The sequence below is a fragment of the Luteolibacter sp. Y139 genome (assembly GCF_038066715.1).
Taxonomy (GTDB): domain Bacteria; phylum Verrucomicrobiota; class Verrucomicrobiia; order Verrucomicrobiales; family Akkermansiaceae; genus Haloferula; species Haloferula soli.
Genome location: NZ_JBBUKT010000003.1, coordinates 137,305 through 157,586, shown reverse-complemented (window position 1 = coordinate 157,586; position 20,282 = coordinate 137,305). Strand labels below are relative to the sequence as shown.

15 protein-coding genes are annotated in these 20,282 nt (G+C 62.5%); 9 read left to right on the top strand and 6 right to left on the bottom strand.

Annotation, left to right across the window (positions count from 1 at the left end):
• Nucleotides 1–5: 5 nt before the first annotated feature.
• Entirely contained in the window at nucleotides 6–1,898 is a 1,893-nt protein-coding gene (locus WKV53_RS09015) for a right-handed parallel beta-helix repeat-containing protein (RefSeq protein ID WP_341404246.1), read from the bottom strand.
• A 218-nt stretch (nucleotides 1,899–2,116) separates the two neighbouring features.
• Here WKV53_RS09015 and WKV53_RS09010 point away from each other — a divergent pair, with 218 nt between their 5' ends.
• From WKV53_RS09010 to WKV53_RS08990, 5 genes are all read left to right on the top strand, one after another.
• On the top strand, nucleotides 2,117–2,716 hold the full coding sequence (locus WKV53_RS09010) for an EF-hand domain-containing protein (RefSeq protein WP_341404245.1): 600 nt from the start codon (nucleotides 2,117–2,119) through the stop codon (nucleotides 2,714–2,716).
• A gap of 105 nt (nucleotides 2,717–2,821) precedes the next feature.
• Nucleotides 2,822–3,850 carry a hypothetical protein gene (locus tag WKV53_RS09005; RefSeq protein ID WP_341404244.1) on the top strand — a complete coding sequence of 343 codons (1,029 nt, stop codon included), beginning with the start codon at nucleotides 2,822–2,824 and terminating at the stop codon, nucleotides 3,848–3,850.
• 136 nt (nucleotides 3,851–3,986) lie between these two features.
• Nucleotides 3,987–4,841, top strand: a complete 855-nt coding sequence (locus WKV53_RS09000) for a c-type cytochrome (RefSeq protein WP_341404243.1) — start codon at nucleotides 3,987–3,989, stop codon at nucleotides 4,839–4,841.
• Nucleotides 4,838–6,325 (top strand): DUF7133 domain-containing protein, encoded by a 1,488-nt coding sequence (locus WKV53_RS08995; RefSeq protein WP_341404242.1) that lies wholly within the window; start codon nucleotides 4,838–4,840, stop codon nucleotides 6,323–6,325. The genes WKV53_RS09000 and WKV53_RS08995 overlap by 4 nt, the downstream gene beginning before the upstream one ends.
• A 58-nt stretch (nucleotides 6,326–6,383) precedes the next feature.
• Nucleotides 6,384–7,694: a DUF3472 domain-containing protein gene (locus WKV53_RS08990; protein ID WP_341404241.1), complete on the top strand. Its 1,311-nt coding sequence runs from the start codon at nucleotides 6,384–6,386 to the stop codon at nucleotides 7,692–7,694.
• 6 nt (nucleotides 7,695–7,700) lie between these two features.
• Here WKV53_RS08990 and WKV53_RS08985 read toward each other — a convergent pair whose 3' ends face one another.
• The 3 genes from WKV53_RS08985 to WKV53_RS08975 all read right to left on the bottom strand — a co-directional run bounded on the left by WKV53_RS08985 (nucleotide 7,701) and on the right by WKV53_RS08975 (nucleotide 12,103).
• Nucleotides 7,701–10,823: a Calx-beta domain-containing protein gene (locus WKV53_RS08985; protein WP_341404240.1), complete on the bottom strand. Its 3,123-nt coding sequence runs from the start codon at nucleotides 10,821–10,823 to the stop codon at nucleotides 7,701–7,703.
• A 68-nt stretch (nucleotides 10,824–10,891) separates the two neighbouring features.
• Nucleotides 10,892–11,254, bottom strand: coding sequence for a hypothetical protein (locus WKV53_RS08980; RefSeq protein WP_341404239.1), 363 nt, complete (start codon nucleotides 11,252–11,254; stop codon nucleotides 10,892–10,894).
• Between the two features lie 594 nt (nucleotides 11,255–11,848).
• Nucleotides 11,849–12,103 carry a hypothetical protein gene (locus WKV53_RS08975; RefSeq protein WP_341404238.1) on the bottom strand — a complete coding sequence of 85 codons (255 nt, stop codon included), beginning with the start codon at nucleotides 12,101–12,103 and terminating at the stop codon, nucleotides 11,849–11,851.
• Nucleotides 12,104–12,345: 242 nt separating this feature from the next.
• On the opposite strand from WKV53_RS08975, the gene WKV53_RS08970 reads away from it, so the two are divergent.
• The 4 genes from WKV53_RS08970 to WKV53_RS08955 all read left to right on the top strand — a co-directional run bounded on the left by WKV53_RS08970 (nucleotide 12,346) and on the right by WKV53_RS08955 (nucleotide 15,964).
• Nucleotides 12,346–12,876: a L,D-transpeptidase family protein gene (locus tag WKV53_RS08970; RefSeq protein ID WP_341404237.1), complete on the top strand. Its 531-nt coding sequence runs from the start codon at nucleotides 12,346–12,348 to the stop codon at nucleotides 12,874–12,876.
• An 83-nt stretch (nucleotides 12,877–12,959) separates the two neighbouring features.
• A complete protein-coding gene (locus WKV53_RS08965) occupies nucleotides 12,960–14,237 on the top strand; it encodes a S41 family peptidase (RefSeq protein WP_341404236.1) in 1,278 nt (425 codons plus the stop codon).
• A gap of 45 nt (nucleotides 14,238–14,282) precedes the next feature.
• Nucleotides 14,283–15,524 carry a Zn-dependent hydrolase gene (locus WKV53_RS08960; protein WP_341404235.1) on the top strand — a complete coding sequence of 414 codons (1,242 nt, stop codon included), beginning with the start codon at nucleotides 14,283–14,285 and terminating at the stop codon, nucleotides 15,522–15,524.
• A 5-nt stretch (nucleotides 15,525–15,529) separates the two neighbouring features.
• Nucleotides 15,530–15,964, top strand: a complete 435-nt coding sequence (locus WKV53_RS08955; RefSeq protein WP_341404234.1) for a VOC family protein — start codon at nucleotides 15,530–15,532, stop codon at nucleotides 15,962–15,964.
• 4 nt (nucleotides 15,965–15,968) lie between these two features.
• Here the strand turns inward: WKV53_RS08955 and WKV53_RS08950 are convergent, their stop codons facing one another.
• Both WKV53_RS08950 and WKV53_RS08945 read right to left on the bottom strand, forming a co-directional pair.
• On the bottom strand, nucleotides 15,969–16,991 hold the full coding sequence (locus tag WKV53_RS08950) for an adenosine deaminase family protein (RefSeq protein WP_341404233.1): 1,023 nt from the start codon (nucleotides 16,989–16,991) through the stop codon (nucleotides 15,969–15,971).
• A gap of 40 nt (nucleotides 16,992–17,031) precedes the next feature.
• Nucleotides 17,032–20,259 (bottom strand): hypothetical protein, encoded by a 3,228-nt coding sequence (locus tag WKV53_RS08945; protein WP_341404232.1) that lies wholly within the window; start codon nucleotides 20,257–20,259, stop codon nucleotides 17,032–17,034.
• Between the last annotated feature and the right edge of the window lie 23 nt (nucleotides 20,260–20,282).

The following is a 20,282-nucleotide window of genomic DNA, read 5'->3' as shown; positions in this document are numbered from 1 at the left end:
TCGTCCTACTCTCTCGCCAGCACGTAGAACCACTTCACTCCCGCAGGTGGCGTGTCGGTGTATTCCATCACGCTGCCGTCGCCAGCTGCGGTGGCGGGCAGGTCGGTCCAGGTGCGAAGATCGGAAGAGCGACGGACAAGGAAGGAGGTGCCGGTCTCCGATTGATACCGCAGCGTCGCCGTGCGGTTGTTAGACGAGAAGCTGAAACTTTTGATGGCCGGCGCTTCCATGCTGACCTCATGGGCGCCGACTTCGTAGCCCGCACCCTGAGCGATCCGCGTTCCGAAGAAGTCGGTGGGTCCCACGTTGATGCCGAACTTCACCTTCAGATCGAGGCCTGCGTCCACGAGTGGAGAAGTACGCTTCAGCTTGAAGGCTGTCAGTCCCGCTGGTGAGGTGAGGGACGTGCTTCCTCCGGAAGATGGCGTCGCTTGGAACAGCGGATCCACATTGAAGCCGGTGTTCAGCCCATTGAGTTTCTCACGTCCCTTGCCGGTGCGCCACGCAGCGAGCGAGCTGTAGTTCGTCCCGCCGTCCTGGACCAGGAAGGTGCTGCCGCTCGACCAGTAATTGTTTCCCGCGAAAGTCACGGTGCCGGTCGTGTAGAGGCTCACCAGGCGCGAACCGCCGGTGGTGACGAAGTTGTTGTTCGAGACGACGATCCGGTCCGGTTGCTGGTTGGTGGCGGCGCACTTGATCGCGGGGATCGAGGTGCTGCCCGAGGGCGCAGGGAGCAGCACCGTGTTTCCATACACGGAGAGATCTCGGACGTTGTTCGAGAGGCTGATGCCGCTGGCCGATCCGGAGGCGGAGTCGCGGCCGTCGTTGTAGGAGACATTGTAGCGGATCACATGGCCGGTGCTGGCCTCGGGGTCGGCGACGCCATAGAGCAGAAACCCGGCGCCATCGTTATCGTGGCTGTAGTTGTACTGCATCACCGAGTTGGTGGTGCCGATGTCGAAGTCGAAGCCGCCGCCATCACCGCCGAGGGTCTGGGTGCCGTAGACCTCGTTGTATTGGAAGACGATGTTGGCCGAGTGATAGGCCCAGATGCCGACGGGACCTTCCGAGGTAGTATTGTTCGCGCCGTTGTCGTGGGACACGCAATGGTCGACCACGCCGCCAGTGACGCCGGCGAGCACGATGCCGCTGCCGGTATTCCCCGAGCTGGCCGCCTTGCCCGGCTGGTGGTGGACATTGCAGTTCGAGATCGTGACGTTGGTCAGCGCATTCGTGATTCCCGGATAGCCGTAGATCTCGATGCCGGCGTGAAGGTTGTCGTGGATGTTCGAGTTGCTGATCCGCACGTCATCGAAACCCGCGCTGCCATTGTAGCCGCCGATGGAAATGCCGCGGCTGCCGAAGCCGCTGACCTCCACGTTGTCGATGTAGACGTGCCGGAACTTCAGGTTCGCCGGCGCATCGCAGTAGAAGGAAATGCCGCTCTTGGTGCTGGTCGTAGTGCCATTCGCGGCGACGCCGGATCCGGTCAGGATGAGGTTGCTGATTTCGATCCCGCCGATGTTGTAGCCGTTGATCGCCACACCATCACCAGCGGCGATGGTGGCGCGGCCGGTGCCGTAGCTGGTGATGAGGATGGGGGCGATCAGGTTGCCCAGCGCGTCCGTGCCAGTGTCCTGCGAGCCGAGATTGAGGGTGCCGGTGAAGGTGGTGCCGCCCGCCAGCAGGATCCGGTCACCGGGCTCGAAATTGGCCGAGTTCAGCGCATTGAAGCCGGTCTGGGTGGTGGCATAGTAGTCCTTCGCCGCGGCCACGCCACCGAGGAGCAAGGGCACGAAGAGGCATCCGCAGGCAACGACTGCGACCCGCAACCGGGTCAATCGCCGCACTCCGAAGGCCGTGGATTTTCTCCAGGTCTCGTCGTTCGAGGAACTCATGGGGACTTCGCGGGCGGTCCTGACCGGGAGGGGTCAGTGCCGCGTCCATGGGGAGTGCTGGGGACGCGGTGGTATAAAGCATTTCCGGAGCTTCGGGTCGAGGCGAATTTCCCCTGGTCCGTAGCGACACGTAAGCAAATCACGCCCGCAACTTTCCGTTTTTCCGCCGGTTGCAGCGCTTGGTTCCCCCCGGGCCACCGTCTCGCTCCTCACCGGTCATGATGAAAACGAAGCTTCCATGGATGGTCGTCACCGCGGTGCTCTTGGCCGCCTGCGACGAGAAACAGGAACCGAAAGCCGCCGCCCAGCCGAAGCCGGCATCAACCACCAAGCGCTTCACGCCGGACAAAGCTGCGGCAGCAACGAAGCCCGCGCCCGCGCCAGTGCCTGAGCCCGAAGCGGAGCCTGTCGATCCGGCAGTGGCTCAGGAAACGCCACCGCCTGCTGCAACTCCTGCCCCGCAGACCACTCCACAGGCGCCGACCCTTACCCCGGAGGAAGCCCAGGCAAAGCGCAACGAGGCACGCCAGCAGCGGATCGCCCGCGTCGCCGAGCAGATGACCACCCGCCTGAAGCAGCAGGACGCGAACGGTGACGGCTTGATCACGCAGAATGAACTGACTGGTCCGATGCAGCGCGGCTTCACCCGCGCGGATACCAACAAGGACGGTTCGCTCGATGCCACCGAGCAGCAAGCCATGGTCCAAAGCATTTCCGAGCGCATGGCCAATCCCGACAACCGGCGTGACCGCGGTGGTTTTGCCGGCCGCGGGGGTGGCGGATTCGGCGGCGGAGGCGGCCGCGGGCGTGGCTTCTGATTCCATTGCGGAAAGCAATGGGTTGGCTCTTTGATGACATGCCGGAGAAATGCCGGTTGCTTTCCGGCGCGTGCGGAGACACATCGACCCGCGCCTCACGCCGGCATGACGAATGAATTGTTGATCCTGATCGCTGAAGCGATCGCCGTGTATTTCCTCGTCTTGTGGGCGCACTCGCTGCGCAGTCGTCTCGGACTTGCCCATTTCTATGCGCTGATCGGCAGCCTGACCGCAGTCATGGTCTGGGTCACGGATGCCGGCGTGCGGGTGAATATCCCCGGCGTGTCTTTCATGGTGGGGTCCACGGTGTTCTACACCGCGCTCCTGTTAGGGGTCTTCGTGGTCTATGTCTTCGACGGCCCGCGAGCGACGCGGATTGCGATTTCCACGATCATCGGGGTTTCAGTCATGGTGCCGGTGGTGACGCTGGTGCTGCACTGGCAGCTGCGGCTTTCGCAGCCGGATGGTGTGAGTTATTTCCCGCCGCAGAGCCTGCGCATTTACTCGGCTTCGGTATTTGCTGCCTTTGCCGACCTGATCTTCCTGGCGATTGCGTGGGAATTCCTCGGCCAGCCGAAGCTCAATGTGCGGCTGTGGCTGCGCGCTTTCCTGACCTTGCTCGGCGTGCTGTGGCTGGATGTGGTGCTTTTCGCCACCGGGGCCTTCGCCGGCACGCCGGACTACCTGAAGATCATGAGCGGCACTTTCATCAGCCGCTTCGTGATCGGGATCTTCGCCTTTCCCTTTCTCTACTGGTATCTGGCGTGGCAGAGCGGGAAGAACGGCATGGAAATCGAAAACCGCCCGGTGCTCGCCATTCTCAAGGAGGTCACCCGGGTGCGGCTGGAGCTGAGCCTGGCGCAGCGGGAGATCGAGCGCCGCAAGGAGGTGGAGCGTGAAAACGTGCAGCTGATCGAGTCGCTCCAGCAAGCGATGCAGGAGGTGAAGGTGCTGCGTGGCTTTCTGCCGACCTGCAGCTACTGCAAGGACATCCGCGACGAGGAGGGGAAATGGCACCAGCTCGAGGCCTACATCCAGCGCCACAGCGAGGCGAAATTCAGCCACGGGATCTGCGAAAAGTGCCTCAAGGAACACTTTCCGAACGTGGATCTGGGGTCCGGAAGCGGGGCCTGATCGATATTCCCTCCGAAGAGGGATGGAAACGCCGCCGCGTTTGTTTAAGGGGTTCTTCCCCACTCATTTGGGAGCTGTAATTTTCGGCACGCAGCCTTGCGTGGCCACGCAAGCCCGCAAGACTCAGGCGCACTTCATGAAACCGCTGTACCTCCTTTTCCTCGCTACCGCGGCGCTTCGCGCGGCGGACCCGCCGGCGCAGGTTTTCCAGATGAACTGCTCGGCCTGCCACGTGGTGGACCAGATGCTCGTCGGTCCGTCGCTGGTCGAGATCTCCGGCATCTACGGCAAGGATCCTGACGGCTTTGTGAAGTGGTGCGTGGCACCGCATCACAAGCGCGAGGGCGTGATCGAGATGCCCTCGATGGCCCATCTCGGCGAGCCAACGCTTCGCGAGCTGCACAAGTACATCATCGGCCAGGCGGCCGGGAAGAAGGAGCAGAAGAAGGCGGACGTGGATCCATTTGCCGTGGCGGGCTCCCAAGTTCGCCGGCCGCAGGTGCAGCGGGTCTTCTTGCCGGATGCCTCGCCCGCGGCGATCGCGGTGGCGTTGCCGGGTGATCTTTCGTTCTGCTTCGATGCCAGTGAATGCCGCCTGCGCTATGTGTGGAAGGGTGGCTTCATCGATGGATGGGGCTACTGGAAAGGCAATGGCAGTTCGCAGGCGAAGCTCGCGGGCGAAGTGATCTATCGTGAGTCGCGCTTTCCGCTGACGTGGCCGCTCGCTGGTGAAGAGCTTCCACCGAAGTTCCTCGGCTATCGTGTTGGCAAGGACGGCTTGCCTTCGTTCCGCTATCAACGTGGCGGGGCGACGTGGACGGAAACGATCAAGCCCTTGTCCGATGGCACGGGCATCGAGCGCAGCTTTGAGCTCGATGCTGGCAAGGCGATGACGGCTGCGGCCGAGAAGGTCGCTGTCACGTCTTCCACCGGCAGTGCCGAGATTCCGGCCTCCGCCAAATCCTTCACCCTCACCTTCCGCTGGCAATGATACGGCATCTCTCGTACTTCGCGCTGCTCGGCACCGTTGCCGCCGCGTCCTTCACGGTCGAACGCATGCCGAATCCTCCGGGCGTGGACCCGCAGATCGGCGGCGTGGATGTGCTGCCGGATGGCAAGGTCGCGGTCGTGTTTCACCGCGGTGAGGCCATGGTCTTCGATCCTGCGGCCAAGACGTGGAGCAAATTTGCGGAAGGCTTGCAGGAGCCGCTCGGAGTGCTCGCTGAGTCGCCTTCGTCGTGGCTGGTCATGCAGCGGGCGGAATTGACCCGGCTCAAGGACACCGATGGCGATGGCAAGGCGGACGAATATGAGACCCTCTTCGACGGCTTCGGCATGACGGGGAACTACCATGAGTTCGCCTTCGGCCCGGCCAAGGGCCCGGATGGCTCGCTCTACATCTCGCTTAATCTCGCTTCGAATGGAGCAGGCGTGCGCGAGGAGATCCGCGGCAAGTGGTCGGAGCCCGGTGTTCTCGATTTCAAGCAGATGATCGCCGACAACGAGTGGGGCAAGCGTGCCGAACAGGCGGGCCGCATGTACTCGCGCGTGCCGTGGCGCGGCTGGGTGCTGAAGCTTTCCCCCGACGGCAAGACGATGACGCCCTTCGCCTGCGGCTTCCGTTCGCCGGACGGCATCGGCGTGGATGCGGACGGCCATGTGCTGGTCACTGACAACCAGGGCGACTGGCGCGGCACCTCGCCGCTACACGCGCTGAAGCCCGGCGGCTTCCATGGCCATCCGGCGTCGCTGGTGTGGCAGGAAGGCTGGAATCAGGGCGACCCGCGCAAGCTGCCAGTGGAGAAGCTGGATGCGATGCGCACCAAAGAGAGCGGGCGCTTCGCTCAAGGCGAACTCGCGAACTCGCCGACCCAGCCGGTGGTAATTCCGGCGACTTGGGGGCCGTATGCCCGGCATACGCTGATCGGTGAGATGAACCAGAAGCGCATGGTCCGCTTCCTCGCCGACGATGTGAACGGCTTCCGCCAAGGGGCGCTCATCCCGATGTTCGACGGCACCGACCTCGGCAATGGCAATCACCGCCTCGCCTTTGGCAAAGACGGCACGCTGTGGGTGGGCAAGACCCACCTCTCGTGGGCCGGTGCAGAAGGTCTCGTGAAAGTCACTCCCGTGGAGATCGGCGATTCCTTCATCGTTACGGGCGTGAAGCTGGAGAAGACCCCGGAGGGCCATGCCTTCCGGATTTCCTTCAACAAGCCGCTGCCCTCGGTGAACTCGATCCGCATCAATCGCTTCAACTATCTCTATCACGAGGAATACGGCTCGCCGAAGGTCGATGAGGCCGCGGTGGAGATCACCAAGCGCGAGAAAGTCGGCGACGGTCACGAGTGGCTGCTCTCGGTGACGCCGAAGCTCGGAGACATCCATCGCTTCGATCTGGGCGGGCTGAGGTCAGAAGACGGCAAGGGCTTGGAAGGTAAATCCGTCGATTATCAGGCGAGTGAATTGCCGTAAAATGCCTGTTTTGTAATATTTCTTGAAATAAAGTGACTGATTCGGCGTCTTTTTGGGCATGCATTCGCTTGCTCCGATCCGCCCTTGGCTCCTCATCGCCGGTCTCGCCGCCTTGCCCGTTCACGCGGCGGAGAAGGCGGCAGCGAGTTGGACCGTCCCGCTCGGCGGGAATTCCTATGTGACCGCCGGGGACAGTGGACAGGGCGGTCGAGGCGGTCCGAGTTGGGACCGGCCGGAGATGGTGAGGTCGATCTACTTTCGCGTCGATAAGCCCGCCGAGCTGAATCTGGCACTGAAGGCCACCGTGCCGCAGGGCGAGTCGAAGGTCCGCGCCACGGTGGAGAGCAAGAGCTTCAACGTTGACCTCAAGGGCAGCGGCGAGTTCGCGCTGGGCACGATCAAGGTGAAGGACGCGGGCTATGTCCGCGTGGACTTGCAGGGCGTGAAGAAGGACGGCCCGGTCTTCGCCGAAGCCGACCAGCTTGTGGTTTCCTCCGAGACCCGCGATCTCACCGTGGCTTTCGTGAAGGACAACGAGGGCAACCGCTTCTACTGGGGTCGCCGAGGGCCATCGGTGCACCTGAACTACAAGCTGCCGGAAAAGACGGCCATCGAGTGGTTCTACAACGAGGTCACCGTGCCGGAGGGCAAGGATCCGGTCGGCTCCTACTTCATGGCGAATGGCTTCGGCGAAGGTTACTTCGGCATGCAGGTGAACGGCCCCACCGAGCGCCGCGTCCTGTTCTCGGTGTGGAGTCCATTCTCGACGGACCATCCGGGCGAGATTCCGGAGGACCAGAAGATCGGCCTGCTCGCGAAGGGCGAAGGCGTGCACGGCGGTGAGTTCGGCGGTGAAGGCTCCGGCGGGCAGAGTTTCCTGCTCTTCCCATGGAAGGCGGGGAACACCTATCGCTTCCTCAACCGCGCCAAGCCGGACGGCAAGGGCAACACGGTTTACACCGCTTGGTTCTCTGCGTCGGACACGAACAAGTGGCAGCTCATCGCCAGCTTCAAGCGGCCGAAGACCGACAAGCATCTCACCGGCGCTCACTCCTTCCTTGAGAACTTCGCGGACCGCAATGGCTGGCAGACCCGCGAGGGCCACTACGGCAATCAATGGGCGCGCGACATCGATGGGAAATGGCATCCCATCACCGAAGCAGGTTTCAGCGCCGATGACATCGGCCGCCGCGGCTATCGTCTCGACTATGCCGGTGGTGTGACCGGCAAGGAGTTCTTCATGCACAATGGTGGCTTCTTTGCCGACACCGTGAAGATCGGCAGCCGCTTCACCCGGCCAGCGAGCGGCAAGAGTGAGCCGAAGATCGACTTCGAGAAGCTTGAGGCGGTGAAGACGGGACTGGAGTAATCCTGCTCATGGAACCAGCGGCGTGGTCAGGCGGAAGAAGCCGTGCGTGGCCGGGCCAACCGGCACGGTGATCTCTTCCTGGTGCGACGAGACCTCGGTCGGGAAGTCCGCCTGATGCTGCCAAGTGGCGTCCTCCAAGCTGTCCTTGAACTGGATGGTGTAGGTCTTGCCGGCGATTGCCTGGAAGGTGAGATGGGCAAGACCATCGCCGCCGATGGCGAGATGCAGGGCGAGGACCGACGCGGGATCGTTCGGAGTGGTGCCGGAGATGAATTCTTCCTCGTTGGTCTGGCCATCGCCGTCGGGATCGTCGGTCGGCAGGCCACCGCCGGAGTGATTCGCGTTCGCACCGAACCAAGTGAAGAGCCATGCATCGAGCGGTGACTCGGTGATGTCGATACCGACCGCCGGAGTTCCCAGCGTGGCATAGGTCGGGGCGGAAAGTTGGAGCGAGAAGGACTTGGTAGGGCCGGTGGCAACCGGGTGGAGCAGCGTGACTGAGACGGTCTTCGGCGCACTATCGCCATCGTTCCATGAAAGCGTGCCGGATCTGGCGGTGAAGTCGGTGCCTGCCACCGCGCTGCCGTTTTGCGTGGCGAACTGGACGCTCGCGGGACCCATCGAGCCGCCATTGCGTTGGACCACGACATCGGCGGTCGTCGCGGATTTCACGTAGCTCACCAGCGCATCGGGCGACTGCAGCGTGCCAGGCGGGTGATTGGTCTTCCAGTGGGCGAGCAGGTCGAGCAGCGCCTGCGGGGTATTCACCGGCTTGCCGCCGCCGACCTGGTTGGCGGTATTGATGCCGTGGCAATTCGCGCAGGTGCGGATCTCGCCGGGCTGGAAGGTGACCCAGAAGCGCTCTCGGACCTGGGCGGTCAGGTGGACGTCGTTGTCGAGAAGCTGCCAGGTGAGCGCCTTGCCAGCGGGGACGATGGCGGCGACGGAGCTGTCATTGCCGAGCTTCACCGAGCCGGGAGGCGCACCGGGGGCGGGCGGGTTTTCCGAGAAGCCATCGTGCATGGCGGTGGCCACCACGCGACGGCCGGGGACGGGATTGGCGCCGCCTAACAGATAGCCGCGGCGCAGGTCGGCCTGGAGGAATTGCGACCACGCGACATTGTAAACGGTGCCGGCGGTGGCGGTGACCTGAATGCCGGACCACGCATTGCGGAGGTTGAAGGGCTGCTGGCGATCATGCTGGTCGCGCAGCAGGACATTGCGGCTGACGGAGAGCGCGTAGTTGTGATCGGTCAGCCATTTCTGGAACGATGGCAAATGAACCTGCGCAGTGGTGAAGGCGGCGGCCTCGATTGGATCGACCGGCGAGGTGGTGACGCTTGAGGGCAAGGACTTGGTGACGACTTCCACCGGATCGAGTTCCCATGCCGTGACATTGTTGAATTGGACCGCCTGCGCCTGACCCGGGATGAAGTAGCTGCTGGTGATGGTAATGCCGGGCGTGAGCGCGACGTCCGGGATGTAAGTGGAGGAACCCACGCTCTGCGGCTTCATCGAGGTCAGCCGGAAGGCCGTGAACCACGACTGCGGCGTGACCACCGTGCCGTGATTGTAGTCGGCGCGATCGGACGAAGCGGCCGAGGCGATGAGGCTGCCATCTTTCAGCGGGACCGGCGTGCGATAGACGGTGAGCGGCGAGGACAGCGGGGTGAAAGGCGTCGCCGGCGAGGTGACATTCATGCCGACCTGCACGATCGGCAGGTTCGCCACCGGCGTGAGGAAGCTGACCTGCATCGTGTCCGGGTTCACGTTGTTGCCGGCATTGGTCAGCTTGGTGATGCGGCCCGCGGTGTGGGTGCCGAGGTCGACGGAATCCGTGCCGTAGTAGGTGCCGGGATTCAGCGGGTCCTCGTGGATCGAGAAGAAATTCGCGAAGCCGTTGTGCACCGCGATGCCGCCATAGCCGGGTGCGATGGCGGAGTTCAGGTCGACGAGGTTGCTGTCGGTGAGGAAGCTCTTCCGCGTGACGCCACCGATCACTTCCTGGCGTCCCACGTGGTTGAGCAGCTCGCCACCGGTGCCGTCGAGATTGAGCATCCACGGCATGAAGATGTTGGTGGTGATGCCGGCGATGACGTTGGTCTGGGTGCCATTGACGGAGACTCCCCAGGGGAACTCGTCCTTGAGCGTCTTCTTGTCGGCATTGCGCGGCTCGGGGAAGAAGTCGAGGTGCGGGCCGGTGCCATAGGCCACGCCCGGGGAGAAATTCGCGGCGGGGCTTTCGTCGTCGAAGTTACCGGAGCCGTTGTTGGTGCGGAACCATCCGCCGAAGGAAGTCGGTGCGGGTTCTCCATAGGAGGCGTCGCTGTCGCGCTCGTCAGTCATCCCCTCGATGTCGCGCGAGAGGTGGTCCCAGTTGATGAAGACCAGCCGGCCGAAGCTGTCGACGCTAGCGGAAAAGGCGCCGCTCGGCGAGTGATGGAGAAGCTGTAGGGCCGCGGTGGTGGGATTGAGTTTCCACAGGCCGCTCACGGTTGGCAGGCCGAGGTATTCCTCGCGCTGGCGGAGGTGGGACTGGCCATTGTAGGGGCGGTCGCTGGAGAAGACGATCTGATCATCCGGCGTGTAGCACGGCATGATGTTGTTGTAGGGTGGCTGGTTCGCCACCTTGGTGATCACCGGCTTCACGCTGGCACTGAGCTGCGCCTGGGTCGGCAGGGTGATCTCGTAGAGCTGCCAGAAGAACTCGGTGGTGTCCGCGCTGCTCGCGGGAGCGCCGGTGACCATGCTGAAGACGGCGCGGCCGGCATTCCAATGGACGTGGGGATTGCGCACCGCGATCGTATTCGCCGACGGCTTCCCGCCGGGAATCGCCGACCAATCCGCGACGGCCAGCAGGTCGACGAGCTGGTGATTGAGCGCAGGGGTGGCATTCGGTCCGAAGCGCACCCACAGCGAGCCGCCGCGCCCTGCGAAGGCGGTGCCGCCGAGGTGATTGCCGAAGGGCGACACGCAGGACATGTAGCTCATGTTCACCGATCGGGTGTTCACCTCCTCCGGCATCGGCACCTGGGTGACGAAGAGGATGGGATTCACCGGATCCGCGGCCCGTAAAGGCGCGCAGCAAAGGGTGGCGGAAGCGACGAGGAGGAGGTGCTTGGCCTGCATGCTTTGGGTTGATTCGCCCTGTTTTAACAAACTGGGCAGCAATAGCCAGCACGGGTAGAGAGCCGGCCTCAAGGCGCCTGAAACGCCCCGCTCGACTCCCGGTCGACATTCTGGATGGCGTCCCACAGGACCTCGGGCTTCACCTTCTTGCCAATCTTGAAGCTGGCGCGCTTGAACCGTTCGAGATAGCTGGCGAGTTCCTCCTTGGTGGGATGGAACGGTCTCAAGGCCTTCGCCAAGCGGGGCAGGATCTTCCGGTTGAAGATGCGTCGTGGCTCCAGCAGCAGTTGGACGAAGGAGTAGAGTCCGCCCAGCACCAGGATGCCAGTGATGACGTTGGTGGTATACTCGCGTTGCTCCGGTAAACCCAGATCGCGGCTCCGACAATGCCTGCCACGAAGGCCAACGCAAACGTGCCAAGGCAACCCCATGCACCCCGGCCCTGAACCTGGATTTGACCGGCGAAAGTCGCCTCGGTGGAGGCAGAGAGGATCTGGAAAGACTCCAGCATCATGGCGTGCCGGTCGGCCTCATCCATCGTCCCCGATTTCAGCTGATCCTCGAGAGCCAGTCGCGGCGCGCGCGCCTCCCGGATGTTGGGAAACGTCTCGTTGATCAAGACATGGATGTGTTGGTCCGCCCGCCGCGCGAAGGCCCGGTATTCCATCGCGTCCGCGCCGATTTGGGTTTGGCATGCTTGGCAGATGGCTGCGTGGCCGAGGGTCTTGCCCTTTCCGAGCGAAACCCCGTACAGGTGATCGGATACCCCGATGCGGAGCAGTTCAAAGGGCGTGATCTCCCGGCAGATGGGGCAGAACTCGGCGACGTAGCCTTCTTTTCTTTCGGTCTTTCGAGTGCCCCAGAAGATGAACATGAGCGAACTTTCACGTGTCCGCACGAAAGAGGGGAAGAACTTTTCGGGGCCAAAAAAAACGGGATGGCCGCGGTGTTAGAAAAGCACCGCGGCTCCCGCTTCATGAAGTGTCTGGCGGCATCCTTAGCATGGGGTGACGCCAACGCCGTCCTTAGTGATGATAATATCCGCCGCGGTGGCGGTAGTAGCCGCCTCGGTAACCATAACCACGACCATAGTAGTAGTGGTCATTATCATTGTGCTGGCCGATGGCGTAGCCAAGGGCGCCTGCGGCGACTGCGCCTGCGGCGGCGGCACCCGGGTCAACCGATTGAACGGGGCGGCCCGCGGCGTCGTAAGTGGTCATGCACGAGGTGCTGGCAACTGCCAAGGCACCGGCGGTAATGAGAGTTGCGATCGATTTCATCGTTTTATGGGGTTGTCATCCTTAGAAGAGCAAAGCCGGTGCCTCTGATTTTCGATGGAGGGCGAGTCTGCTTCCGATCGCTGATGATCAGCGGGTTTGGTCATCGTTGTTGCCCGGGTTGTGAACCGTTCGGGGTCATTTGAAATGCGCCAATTGCCCAACGGTTGGATGCAGCTTGCACGAAATCCGGCCTGCGATTGACGGAGTGCCGTCCGCTTGCCACGACGTGCGCGTCGCCAGCCATGAACACCCTATTTCGTCTCGCCCGCTGGATGGTTTTTGCCGTCCCACTCATCCTTACCCAATGCACGTCCATTCCTGAACTCGGCGCTCTCGCCGACAACGGAAGCACCAGCCAACGCCGCATCGTGGTGAACCTCGGTGAACAGAAGGTCCGTCTCTATCATCAAGGCAAGCTGGTCGCCGTGTCGCCGATTTCATCGGGGCGCGAGGGCAAGCGTTCGCCGGTGGGCAGCTTCTCGGTGATCGAGAAGGATGCCGACCATCGCTCGTCGTTCTATGGCAACTACGTGCGCGATGGGAAGGTGGTGAAGGAAAACATCGATGTCCGTAAAGGCGGCCGGCCACCGGGCTCGAAGTTCGAGGGAGTGCCGATGCCTTACTTCCTGCGCTTCAGCGGTGCCTACGGGTTGCATGCCGGACGCTTGCCCGGCTATCCAGCATCGAGCGGCTGTATCCGCCTGCCGAAGCGCCAAGCGAAGCGTTTCTACGACGCGGTTCGGGTCGGCACGCCGGTGATCGTACAGCGCTGAACGTGCTCGCCAACCCACGCGCCTCCGGTCAGCGTGTGGAAATGATTCTTGGATTCCGTCGACTCATGGGCGCGGGGATAGCCGTGCTTGCCACATCCGGGCTTTCTGCTGCGGCGGATGAGAAGTCGGACGTCTATGCGAAAGACGTGGAGTTCATGCTGCAGGAGCTGCCGAAGAAGGCGGGCCATTTCTTTGAAACGAAGGGCGTCGACTGGAAGTCGGTGAGCGAGGAATTCACGAAGGCCGTGAAGGACGTTCACAGTGATGAAGAGCACGTGAAGCTCTGCAACCGGCTCGTCGCGCGCCTGAAGGATGGCCATGCCGGGCTGGTCGACCTGAAGGTGAAGTATCCCGACGAGTCGCAAGGCCGCCGCTTCACCGGGCCGCGGGTCCATCTCGTGATGGTGGGGGACAAGGCGTATGTTCGGACCGCCTTCGGTCCCGCAGCGGATCAGGGCGCGAAGGCGGGCATGGAGGTGCTGGAGATCGATGGCAAGCCAGCGCTTAAGTTCTTGGAAGCGGCGAAGGCGAAGCTCAGCGACGAGAGCGGATTTTCCACCGCACAAATGGCCATGTATTCTGCCTGCCACGCTGGCCTGGCGGATTGGGAGGGCACGCCGATCACCTTCAAGCTCGCGGAAGGAGCGAAGAAGAGTGAGGTGAAGCTGGTGAGGCAAGGTGGTCCGAACTTCGTGCCCATCGGCCCGGTCTTTCCGCCGAAGGATCTCAAAACCGTGGGCCGGCAAAGCTATGGCAAGACCACAGGTGGCATGGGCTACATTCACCTGCGCGATGTGCCCGGTGAACTTCCCGAGCAGCTCGATCAGATGCTACAGGATCTCGGCGATGTGCCCGGACTGATCCTCGATTGCCGTGCGAACGGCGGTGGTGGTTGCGACCATGATGCGGTCTTCGGACGCTTCCTGCCGAAGGGCTATGCCTGGCGCCAATACAAGAGCGCGGGGCCTTCGCCCTACGCAGGTCCGATGGTCGTCATCGTCGATGCGGGAGTGCGTTCGGCGGGGGAAACGATCGCGGGACAGTTCAAGGAGGACGGCCGCGCGTGGATGATCGGCGACACGCCTACGGCGGGGATGTCGGCCTCGAAGGACCGGCTTGAGGTGCCGAGCGGCATGTTCAAGGTTTACTACGCGGTCGCCAGCAACAAGGGCCGCTTCAATGGTGGCAAGGGCATCGAAGGCATCGGTGTGCCGCCGAACGAAGTCACGCCGTACGATCCGAAGGATTTGCTCAAGGGCGTGGACACCCAGATCCGCCGCGCGGAGGAGATTCTCAAGGCCGGCCTGACCAAGGACAAGGTGGCCTATCAGCCGAAGAAGAAGAACCTGCACTTTGATTGATGCTGCTTCCGCCTTGGCGCGAGATCCGCTTGTTTGAATGAAGTCATGGCCCTTGATCCCCAGCGAACCATCGCCGAACTGAAGCAACTGCGCGAACTCACCGGCGATGAGAACGGTGCACAGCGGGTGGCTTTCACTGACACATGGATCAAGGCCCGCACTTGGTATAAGACTCTCTACGACGGCCTTCCGGTAGAGATTCACACCGACGAAGCGGGCAATCTCTGGACGACCCTCCGTGGAGCATCGGAGAAGACCCTGATCATCGGCGGCCACATCGACTCGGTGCCGAATGGCGGCTGGCTCGATGGCTGTCTCAACGTGCTTGCCGGGACGGAAATCCTGCGCCGGCTCCACGCTCAATACGATGGCAAGCCGCCGGTGACGGTGTGCGTGGTCGATTGGGCGGACGAGGAAGGCGCGCGCTTTGGCAAGAGCTTGTTTGGCTCGTCTGCTTGCTCGGGCAATCTCGACATGAACGAGGCCCGCGGCCTGCGGGACAAGGATGGCATTGCCTTGCCCGATGCACTCGCTGCCTGTGGCATCGACTTCGAGAACGTCAAAGCCAGTGGCAAGGAACTCGCGAACGCCGCCGCCTACATCGAGCTGCACATCGAGCAGGGTCCGGTCTTGCTGGATCTGGATCTTCCACTCGGCGCGGTGCTCGGAACCTTCGGCGTGGAGCGCCACGCGATCACCTTCTACGGCCAAGCCGCGCATTCCGGCAGCACGCCGATGAACCGCCGCCGTGATGCCTTCCTCGCTGCGGCGAAGATGAGCCAGGAGATTTACAAGATCGCCGAGCGAAGTGGGGAAGGCGTGTGCACCATCGGCTCCTGCATCACCAAGCCGGGGATCGTCACCAGCGTGGTCGAAGAATGCCGCATCACCCTCGACCAGCGCCATCTCGATCCGGCGAAGCTGGCGACGATGCTGTTAGAAGCGAAGCAAGCCAGCGAGCAATTCGCGAAGCAGGGCAACGTCTCCGTGACCTGGGAGCGCATCTGGCAGATCGCGCCCCGGCCATTCAACGATGAACTGATCGACTTCTGCGACGAGGCGGTCCGTGAAACCTGTGGTGTCTCGCATCGTCTTCCTTCCGGTCCACTTCACGATGCCGCCGAAGTGGCCGCTGCCGGGATCCCGACGGTGATGATGTTCACCCAGAGCCTACACGGCATCAGCCATAACAAGATCGAGGACACGAAGGAGGAGCACCTCGCGCAGTCCGTCATCGCCTTTGACAAATTGGCGGACAGGGTGATCGCTTGGATTGAATCCAACTGAGAACCATGGCTCGGACCAGCACCTACCTGAATTTTCCCGCCTGCACGGAAGAGGCGTTCGCTTTCTATAAGACGGTCTTTCAGTCCGACTACATCGGGCCGATCCATCGCTTCGGCGAAGCTCCGCCGAATCCAGAGCAGCCGATGGCGGAGTCGGAGAAGAACTTGATTATGCATGTGGCGTTGCCGATTCTGGGCGGTCACGTTCTGATGGGCACAGATACACCGGAGGCAATGAGGGCTGGCCACAAACAGGGGACCAACGTTTACCTCAACCTGGAGCCCGACACGCGGGAGGAAGCCGAGAGGCTCTTCAATGCCTTGGCCGATGGTGGCCAGATCGAGATGCCGCTGCAGGATATGTTCTGGGGTGCCTACTTCGGATCGCTCACCGACCGCTTCGGCGTGCAGTGGATGGTCAACTGCATGACGCCTGCCTGAAGGTTCAGGCGGTCAGGAAGCGATGCTGCACGGCGTGTTGGCCTGCGAGCTTGAGGAGGGATTCGGCATCGTCGCCGAGTTCGGTGCCGACGATCTCATGCTCCTTCTTCAGGTTCGTGTGAACGAGGTAAGGGTTGTCGGTATTGATGCAGAAGGGGACATCGTTGGCGGCGAGCAAGCGCACGAAGCCGCCGAGCCATTGGAAATCCGGGACCACGCGGGTGACGCGATTGACGGTGGGGCAGAGTTCCAGACAGATGCCTTCGTCTTGCAGGCGGGCGATCAGGCTTTCGCGGAGACGGCCTTCGGCGCGTCGGAGTTCGATGCCGTGGCCGATGCGGTCGGGGTGAATGGCATCGATCACCCGCAGCATGCCTTCCGCGCCGGTGCCTTCGCTTTCGCCGACGTGGTAGGTGATCTTCAGGCCGGCGTCGCGGGCCTTGTCCATCATGGTGGTCACCTCGCTGAGCCATGGCTTGCTGAGTTCGAGTGAACGCGATTCGGGGCCGGCCATGTCGATGCCGACGACTCCGTTCGCGCCATTGAGCGCACCGCGGCTGCGCCACTTGATAGCGGCATCGATGATTTGCCAGTTTGCCTCCAGCGGGAGGTCGCGGCCGAGTGACAGGATGATGCCGGTGGCTACGCCGTAGTGGAGCGATGCGCGTTCGAGGCCCTGCATCACCGCGAGGATGATGGCGTCCATCGTGTGCAGGCCGTGGCGGACGCGCTTGAAGGGATTGAAGCGAAGCTCCAGCGCGCGGACCTGTGCGCGGCGGTAGGCCTTGGCGACGACCTGATAGGCCGAGACACTGGCGGCGGAGGGCGACGATTGGATTTCCTCGGTGACCTGGAAGTAGCGGCCGAGGAAGTCATCGAGCGAGGCCACCTCGTCCGGTCGCGCGGTGAGCGAGTCGTGGAAGGCGGTGAAATTGTCGAAGCCGGTCCGCAGGCCGTTGTCACAGAGGATTTCCCACAAGACCGAAGAAGGGACGGCCCCGCCGAGGTGGATGTGGAGGTCGTGCATGAACCATCAAAGCCGTTAGGGGCGCGGATGGCAAGGCTGGCTACTGGAGAGGTGCGCGAACGGTGAGCCAGGTGCCGCTATCCGCGGGGCCCAGGGTCCACTCTGCTTCGCGAGCGGTCGTCGCGGTCGGCGTAGTTGTTTTCCAAGCCGCGGCGCCGTCCGCCTTGGCGGTCCATCGAGGGGGAGCGATCAGCTCCTTCGGGCCCTGCCAGCCTTTGGCCGTGGAGCATTTCACCTCTCCAGCCGAGGCGGACAATTGCACCGGTGAATCCGGCAACTGCGCCGGTAGCTTGGCGTCGCCGCCAAACGTCAGCATCACTGGTTCCGAGCTAACCGTGAGGCGGTAGCTGCCATTCGCCGACTTTAGTTGCGTGGTGCGGCCGTCGATGGCGATGTGCTTCAGCTCACGCGTGCCCGCCAACTGCCATTCCACTTGCCGGGACTTGGTGTCGTTCCAAGTCACCAGCAGACTTTGCTTTTCCGCATCGCGAAATAGCATCGCACGTGTGCCGTCGGGATAGAGCTTCTCCTCGACGAAATGCTTCACCGCGATCGAGTTGACGGCATGGTAGTAGGCGATCGCATCGAGCCGCGGATTATAGCGGTTGAAGCGGCAGTCGAAGACATTGTGCGAGTCGCCCGATGAGCCGTGGCTCGAGCCATCGCCATCGGGATACAGCAGGCCGAACCACGAGACGTTCGCGCCACCAGCGGCGAAGAAAGTCGCGAATTTCTTCGGTAGTTCGGAAGCGACGACGAGCCGGGTCATGCCCTGGCTATTGAGGCCGAGTTCGGTGGACCAGATCGGTTTTTCGACGCCGTATTTCTTCTGTAGTTCACGATACTGGCCGATCGTCCGGCGGACGTTCTCGGCGCTTTCGTAGATGTGAAAGTCGAAGGCATCGCAGGACTTGCCGTAGCCAGCCTTGAAGTATTCCTCATTGGGTTCGACGGAAGTGGCGACGACCTTGATGGAGGGGTCGAACTTCTTCACTTCATCATAAAGCACGCGATAGGCTTCGGCATTTTTGATCACGCGTTCGCCGGTGCCATGGGGTTCGTTGCCGAGGTTGACGACGAGCGGACGATGTTTGCCGAAGGTGGTGAGGAAGTTCCGCATTCCTTCGCGCAGGGCCTTCTCATCGTAGTCGGTCGAGCCACGCTCGATCGTCGCGGCGGGTGTTCCGGTGACCCATCCCATGCCGAGTTCCTTCACGAGGTCCAAGCCGGGTGCTTCCGGCGTGTAGGGAGGCTTCTCCGACCAGCCACCCCAGACGCCGCACATGCGCACGCCGAGGCGATGGGTCAGGCGGATGAACTCGGGGATGCGGTTGTCCCAATTCCGCGCGGTGAATGGAACCTCTTCGGGTTTGTAACGATGAGTGATCGCCTCAGGCAAGATCGCGAGGCCGGTGTGGTTCTTGAACTTCTCCGCATCGAGTGAGGCATGGACTTCGTAGTAACGGCCGGTTTCCAACGATGCTTGCGATAGATCGATGGTGGCGGTGTAGACGAACTTGCCGTCTTTCGGCGTGGGGCCATCCAAGGACACCTTCGCCGGGTCCAGCTGCTCCATGCCCCAATAGTCGCACACCGTCCACGCGAGCGAGCGCGATGACGTGGCGAGGGGTTTGCGGCAGATCACTTCCACATTCACGGTCTTTGGATCGCTGGGAAGCAGCAGGTTTCCCAAGGCGGCGGTGGAAAAAAGCAATCGCTCTACGCGGCCTGCGCGCAGGGGCGCGGGATCGAGCGGAGACAATGCGAGATCATCGAGCCACAGCGTGCCCCAGGTTTTGCGAAGCTCGCCTTTCAAGCGCGCGGTGGTTGCACCCGCCGGTAGATCGAGCGTGGCTTGCGATGCCTGCCAGTCGCGTTTTCCGAAGACCTCGGCCACGGGCAACGTGGCGATCGTCTTGCCGCCGGAACCCAGCACCTCAAGCGTCACGGCGCCGTGGTAGGAATTATCCGGCGACTCCAGCTCGGACTTGGCGCGCAGGCTTGCGAGCCACTTGCCGGGAGCTACGGGAAACGTCGTAGTTGAGAATCCGCAGGGCTTCTCCGCCTCGTTCACCGTGCGGGAGAGCTTCAGCGTGGATGTTTCAACTTTGCCGGAAGACGTCCAGCCAGCAGGCAGGCCGTGGCTGAAGTCTTCTTCCAAGGCCGGCTTTCCGGAAAAGACCGGCAGCAGGAACTCTCCGCGGATGTGACGCATCTCTAGCACCGGTTGCTTGCCTTTCTCGTCGGAGCCGGAGGTCACGGAGATCGCGAACATCTTCGCCGGGCCATGCCATTGGCCGTCGTTCGCGCCGCTCCAATGCTCGCCACCGGCGATTTGCTGCGGGTCGATGATGACTTCGTGCCAAACGTCATCGGCGGTGATCGGGATGCCCTTCTTCTGGTGCGTCTGGCCGGTGCCATCGACCAACTGAACGGACACCGTCGCTGCGTTCTTCGTCTTCGCCTCCATGCGGATCGCCTTCAGGTTGGCTGCTTGGAATTCATCGAGCGAACGGACGGCCGCGCAGTAGGCACCACCCTTTGTGAAGTCACCGCGAAGCTCGAAATGATCCTTTGCCTCCAAGCTGCCAGTAGCACCCTTGAACTCCGGACCATTGCTGAAGTTCCACTCATTCGCTCCATCGATGACTTCATCGAGGTCCACCGATTCAACCACCTCGGCTCCCGCCACGGCCTGCGGCATCGGCTCGATCTTGAGATTGCGGAACTCCAGCGTGCGGACCTTGTTGGTTCCTCCGCTGTTGCCTAACAGAAAGCACACGTATTTTGCCGGGCCATGCCACTTGCCATCCTTCGCGCCGCCCCAGGATTCATAGCGGGCGATGTTCGTGAGCGCGCCCGCAGTGCCACGATCGCGGAAGAACGTCTCCAGTGGCAGATTCACCGGCTGCCAGCTCTTCGCCGGATCGATCTTCAGCACGATCTGGTGGCACTGCTCGCTGCCGTCACCGATGCGCAGGGTGAATTCCTCCGAGCCTTCCGCGCGAACGTCGAACGACAATACCCGCACGTCGATGTCCGCGATCGAGCGCTGCGCTTGGACGTAGCCGCCGCCGCCCGTGAAATCACCGATGAGTCTCACCCCGCCTTCCATCGCCTCCAGCTTTCCCTTCGCTCCCGGAAACTCCTGGCCATTGTTGAAGGTCCATCCCTCGGCCGGTTTGTCGGTGTCGATCAGCGAGACCGGCGCAGCATGGGCGACCTGAATCGAGAGTGCGGCAAGGAGCGAGGTGAGGAAACGGCGCATGGTGGGAAAGGGGCCAGGTGAGC

Bases quoted from the DNA above. Each gene is read 5' to 3' on its own strand.
- WKV53_RS08950 (WP_341404233.1), bottom strand. From the start codon at position 16,991: ATGCACGACCTCCACATCCACCTCGGCGGGGCCGTCCCTTCTTCGGTC.
- WKV53_RS08975 (WP_341404238.1), bottom strand. From the start codon at position 12,103: ATGAAATCGATCGCAACTCTCATTACCGCCGGTGCCTTGGCAGTTGCC.
- WKV53_RS08985 (WP_341404240.1), bottom strand. From the start codon at position 10,823: ATGCAGGCCAAGCACCTCCTCCTCGTCGCTTCCGCCACCCTTTGCTGC.
- WKV53_RS09015 (WP_341404246.1), bottom strand. From the start codon at position 1,898: ATGAGTTCCTCGAACGACGAGACCTGGAGAAAATCCACGGCCTTCGGA.
- WKV53_RS08955 (WP_341404234.1), top strand. From the start codon at position 15,530: ATGGCTCGGACCAGCACCTACCTGAATTTTCCCGCCTGCACGGAAGAG.
- WKV53_RS09010 (WP_341404245.1), top strand. From the start codon at position 2,117: ATGATGAAAACGAAGCTTCCATGGATGGTCGTCACCGCGGTGCTCTTG.
- WKV53_RS08980 (WP_341404239.1), bottom strand. From the start codon at position 11,254: ATGGGGTTGCCTTGGCACGTTTGCGTTGGCCTTCGTGGCAGGCATTGT.
- WKV53_RS09005 (WP_341404244.1), top strand. From the start codon at position 2,822: ATGACGAATGAATTGTTGATCCTGATCGCTGAAGCGATCGCCGTGTAT.
- WKV53_RS08990 (WP_341404241.1), top strand. From the start codon at position 6,384: ATGCATTCGCTTGCTCCGATCCGCCCTTGGCTCCTCATCGCCGGTCTC.
- WKV53_RS08945 (WP_341404232.1), bottom strand. From the start codon at position 20,259: ATGCGCCGTTTCCTCACCTCGCTCCTTGCCGCACTCTCGATTCAGGTC.
- WKV53_RS08970 (WP_341404237.1), top strand. From the start codon at position 12,346: ATGAACACCCTATTTCGTCTCGCCCGCTGGATGGTTTTTGCCGTCCCA.
- WKV53_RS08960 (WP_341404235.1), top strand. From the start codon at position 14,283: ATGGCCCTTGATCCCCAGCGAACCATCGCCGAACTGAAGCAACTGCGC.
- WKV53_RS09000 (WP_341404243.1), top strand. From the start codon at position 3,987: ATGAAACCGCTGTACCTCCTTTTCCTCGCTACCGCGGCGCTTCGCGCG.
- WKV53_RS08995 (WP_341404242.1), top strand. From the start codon at position 4,838: ATGATACGGCATCTCTCGTACTTCGCGCTGCTCGGCACCGTTGCCGCC.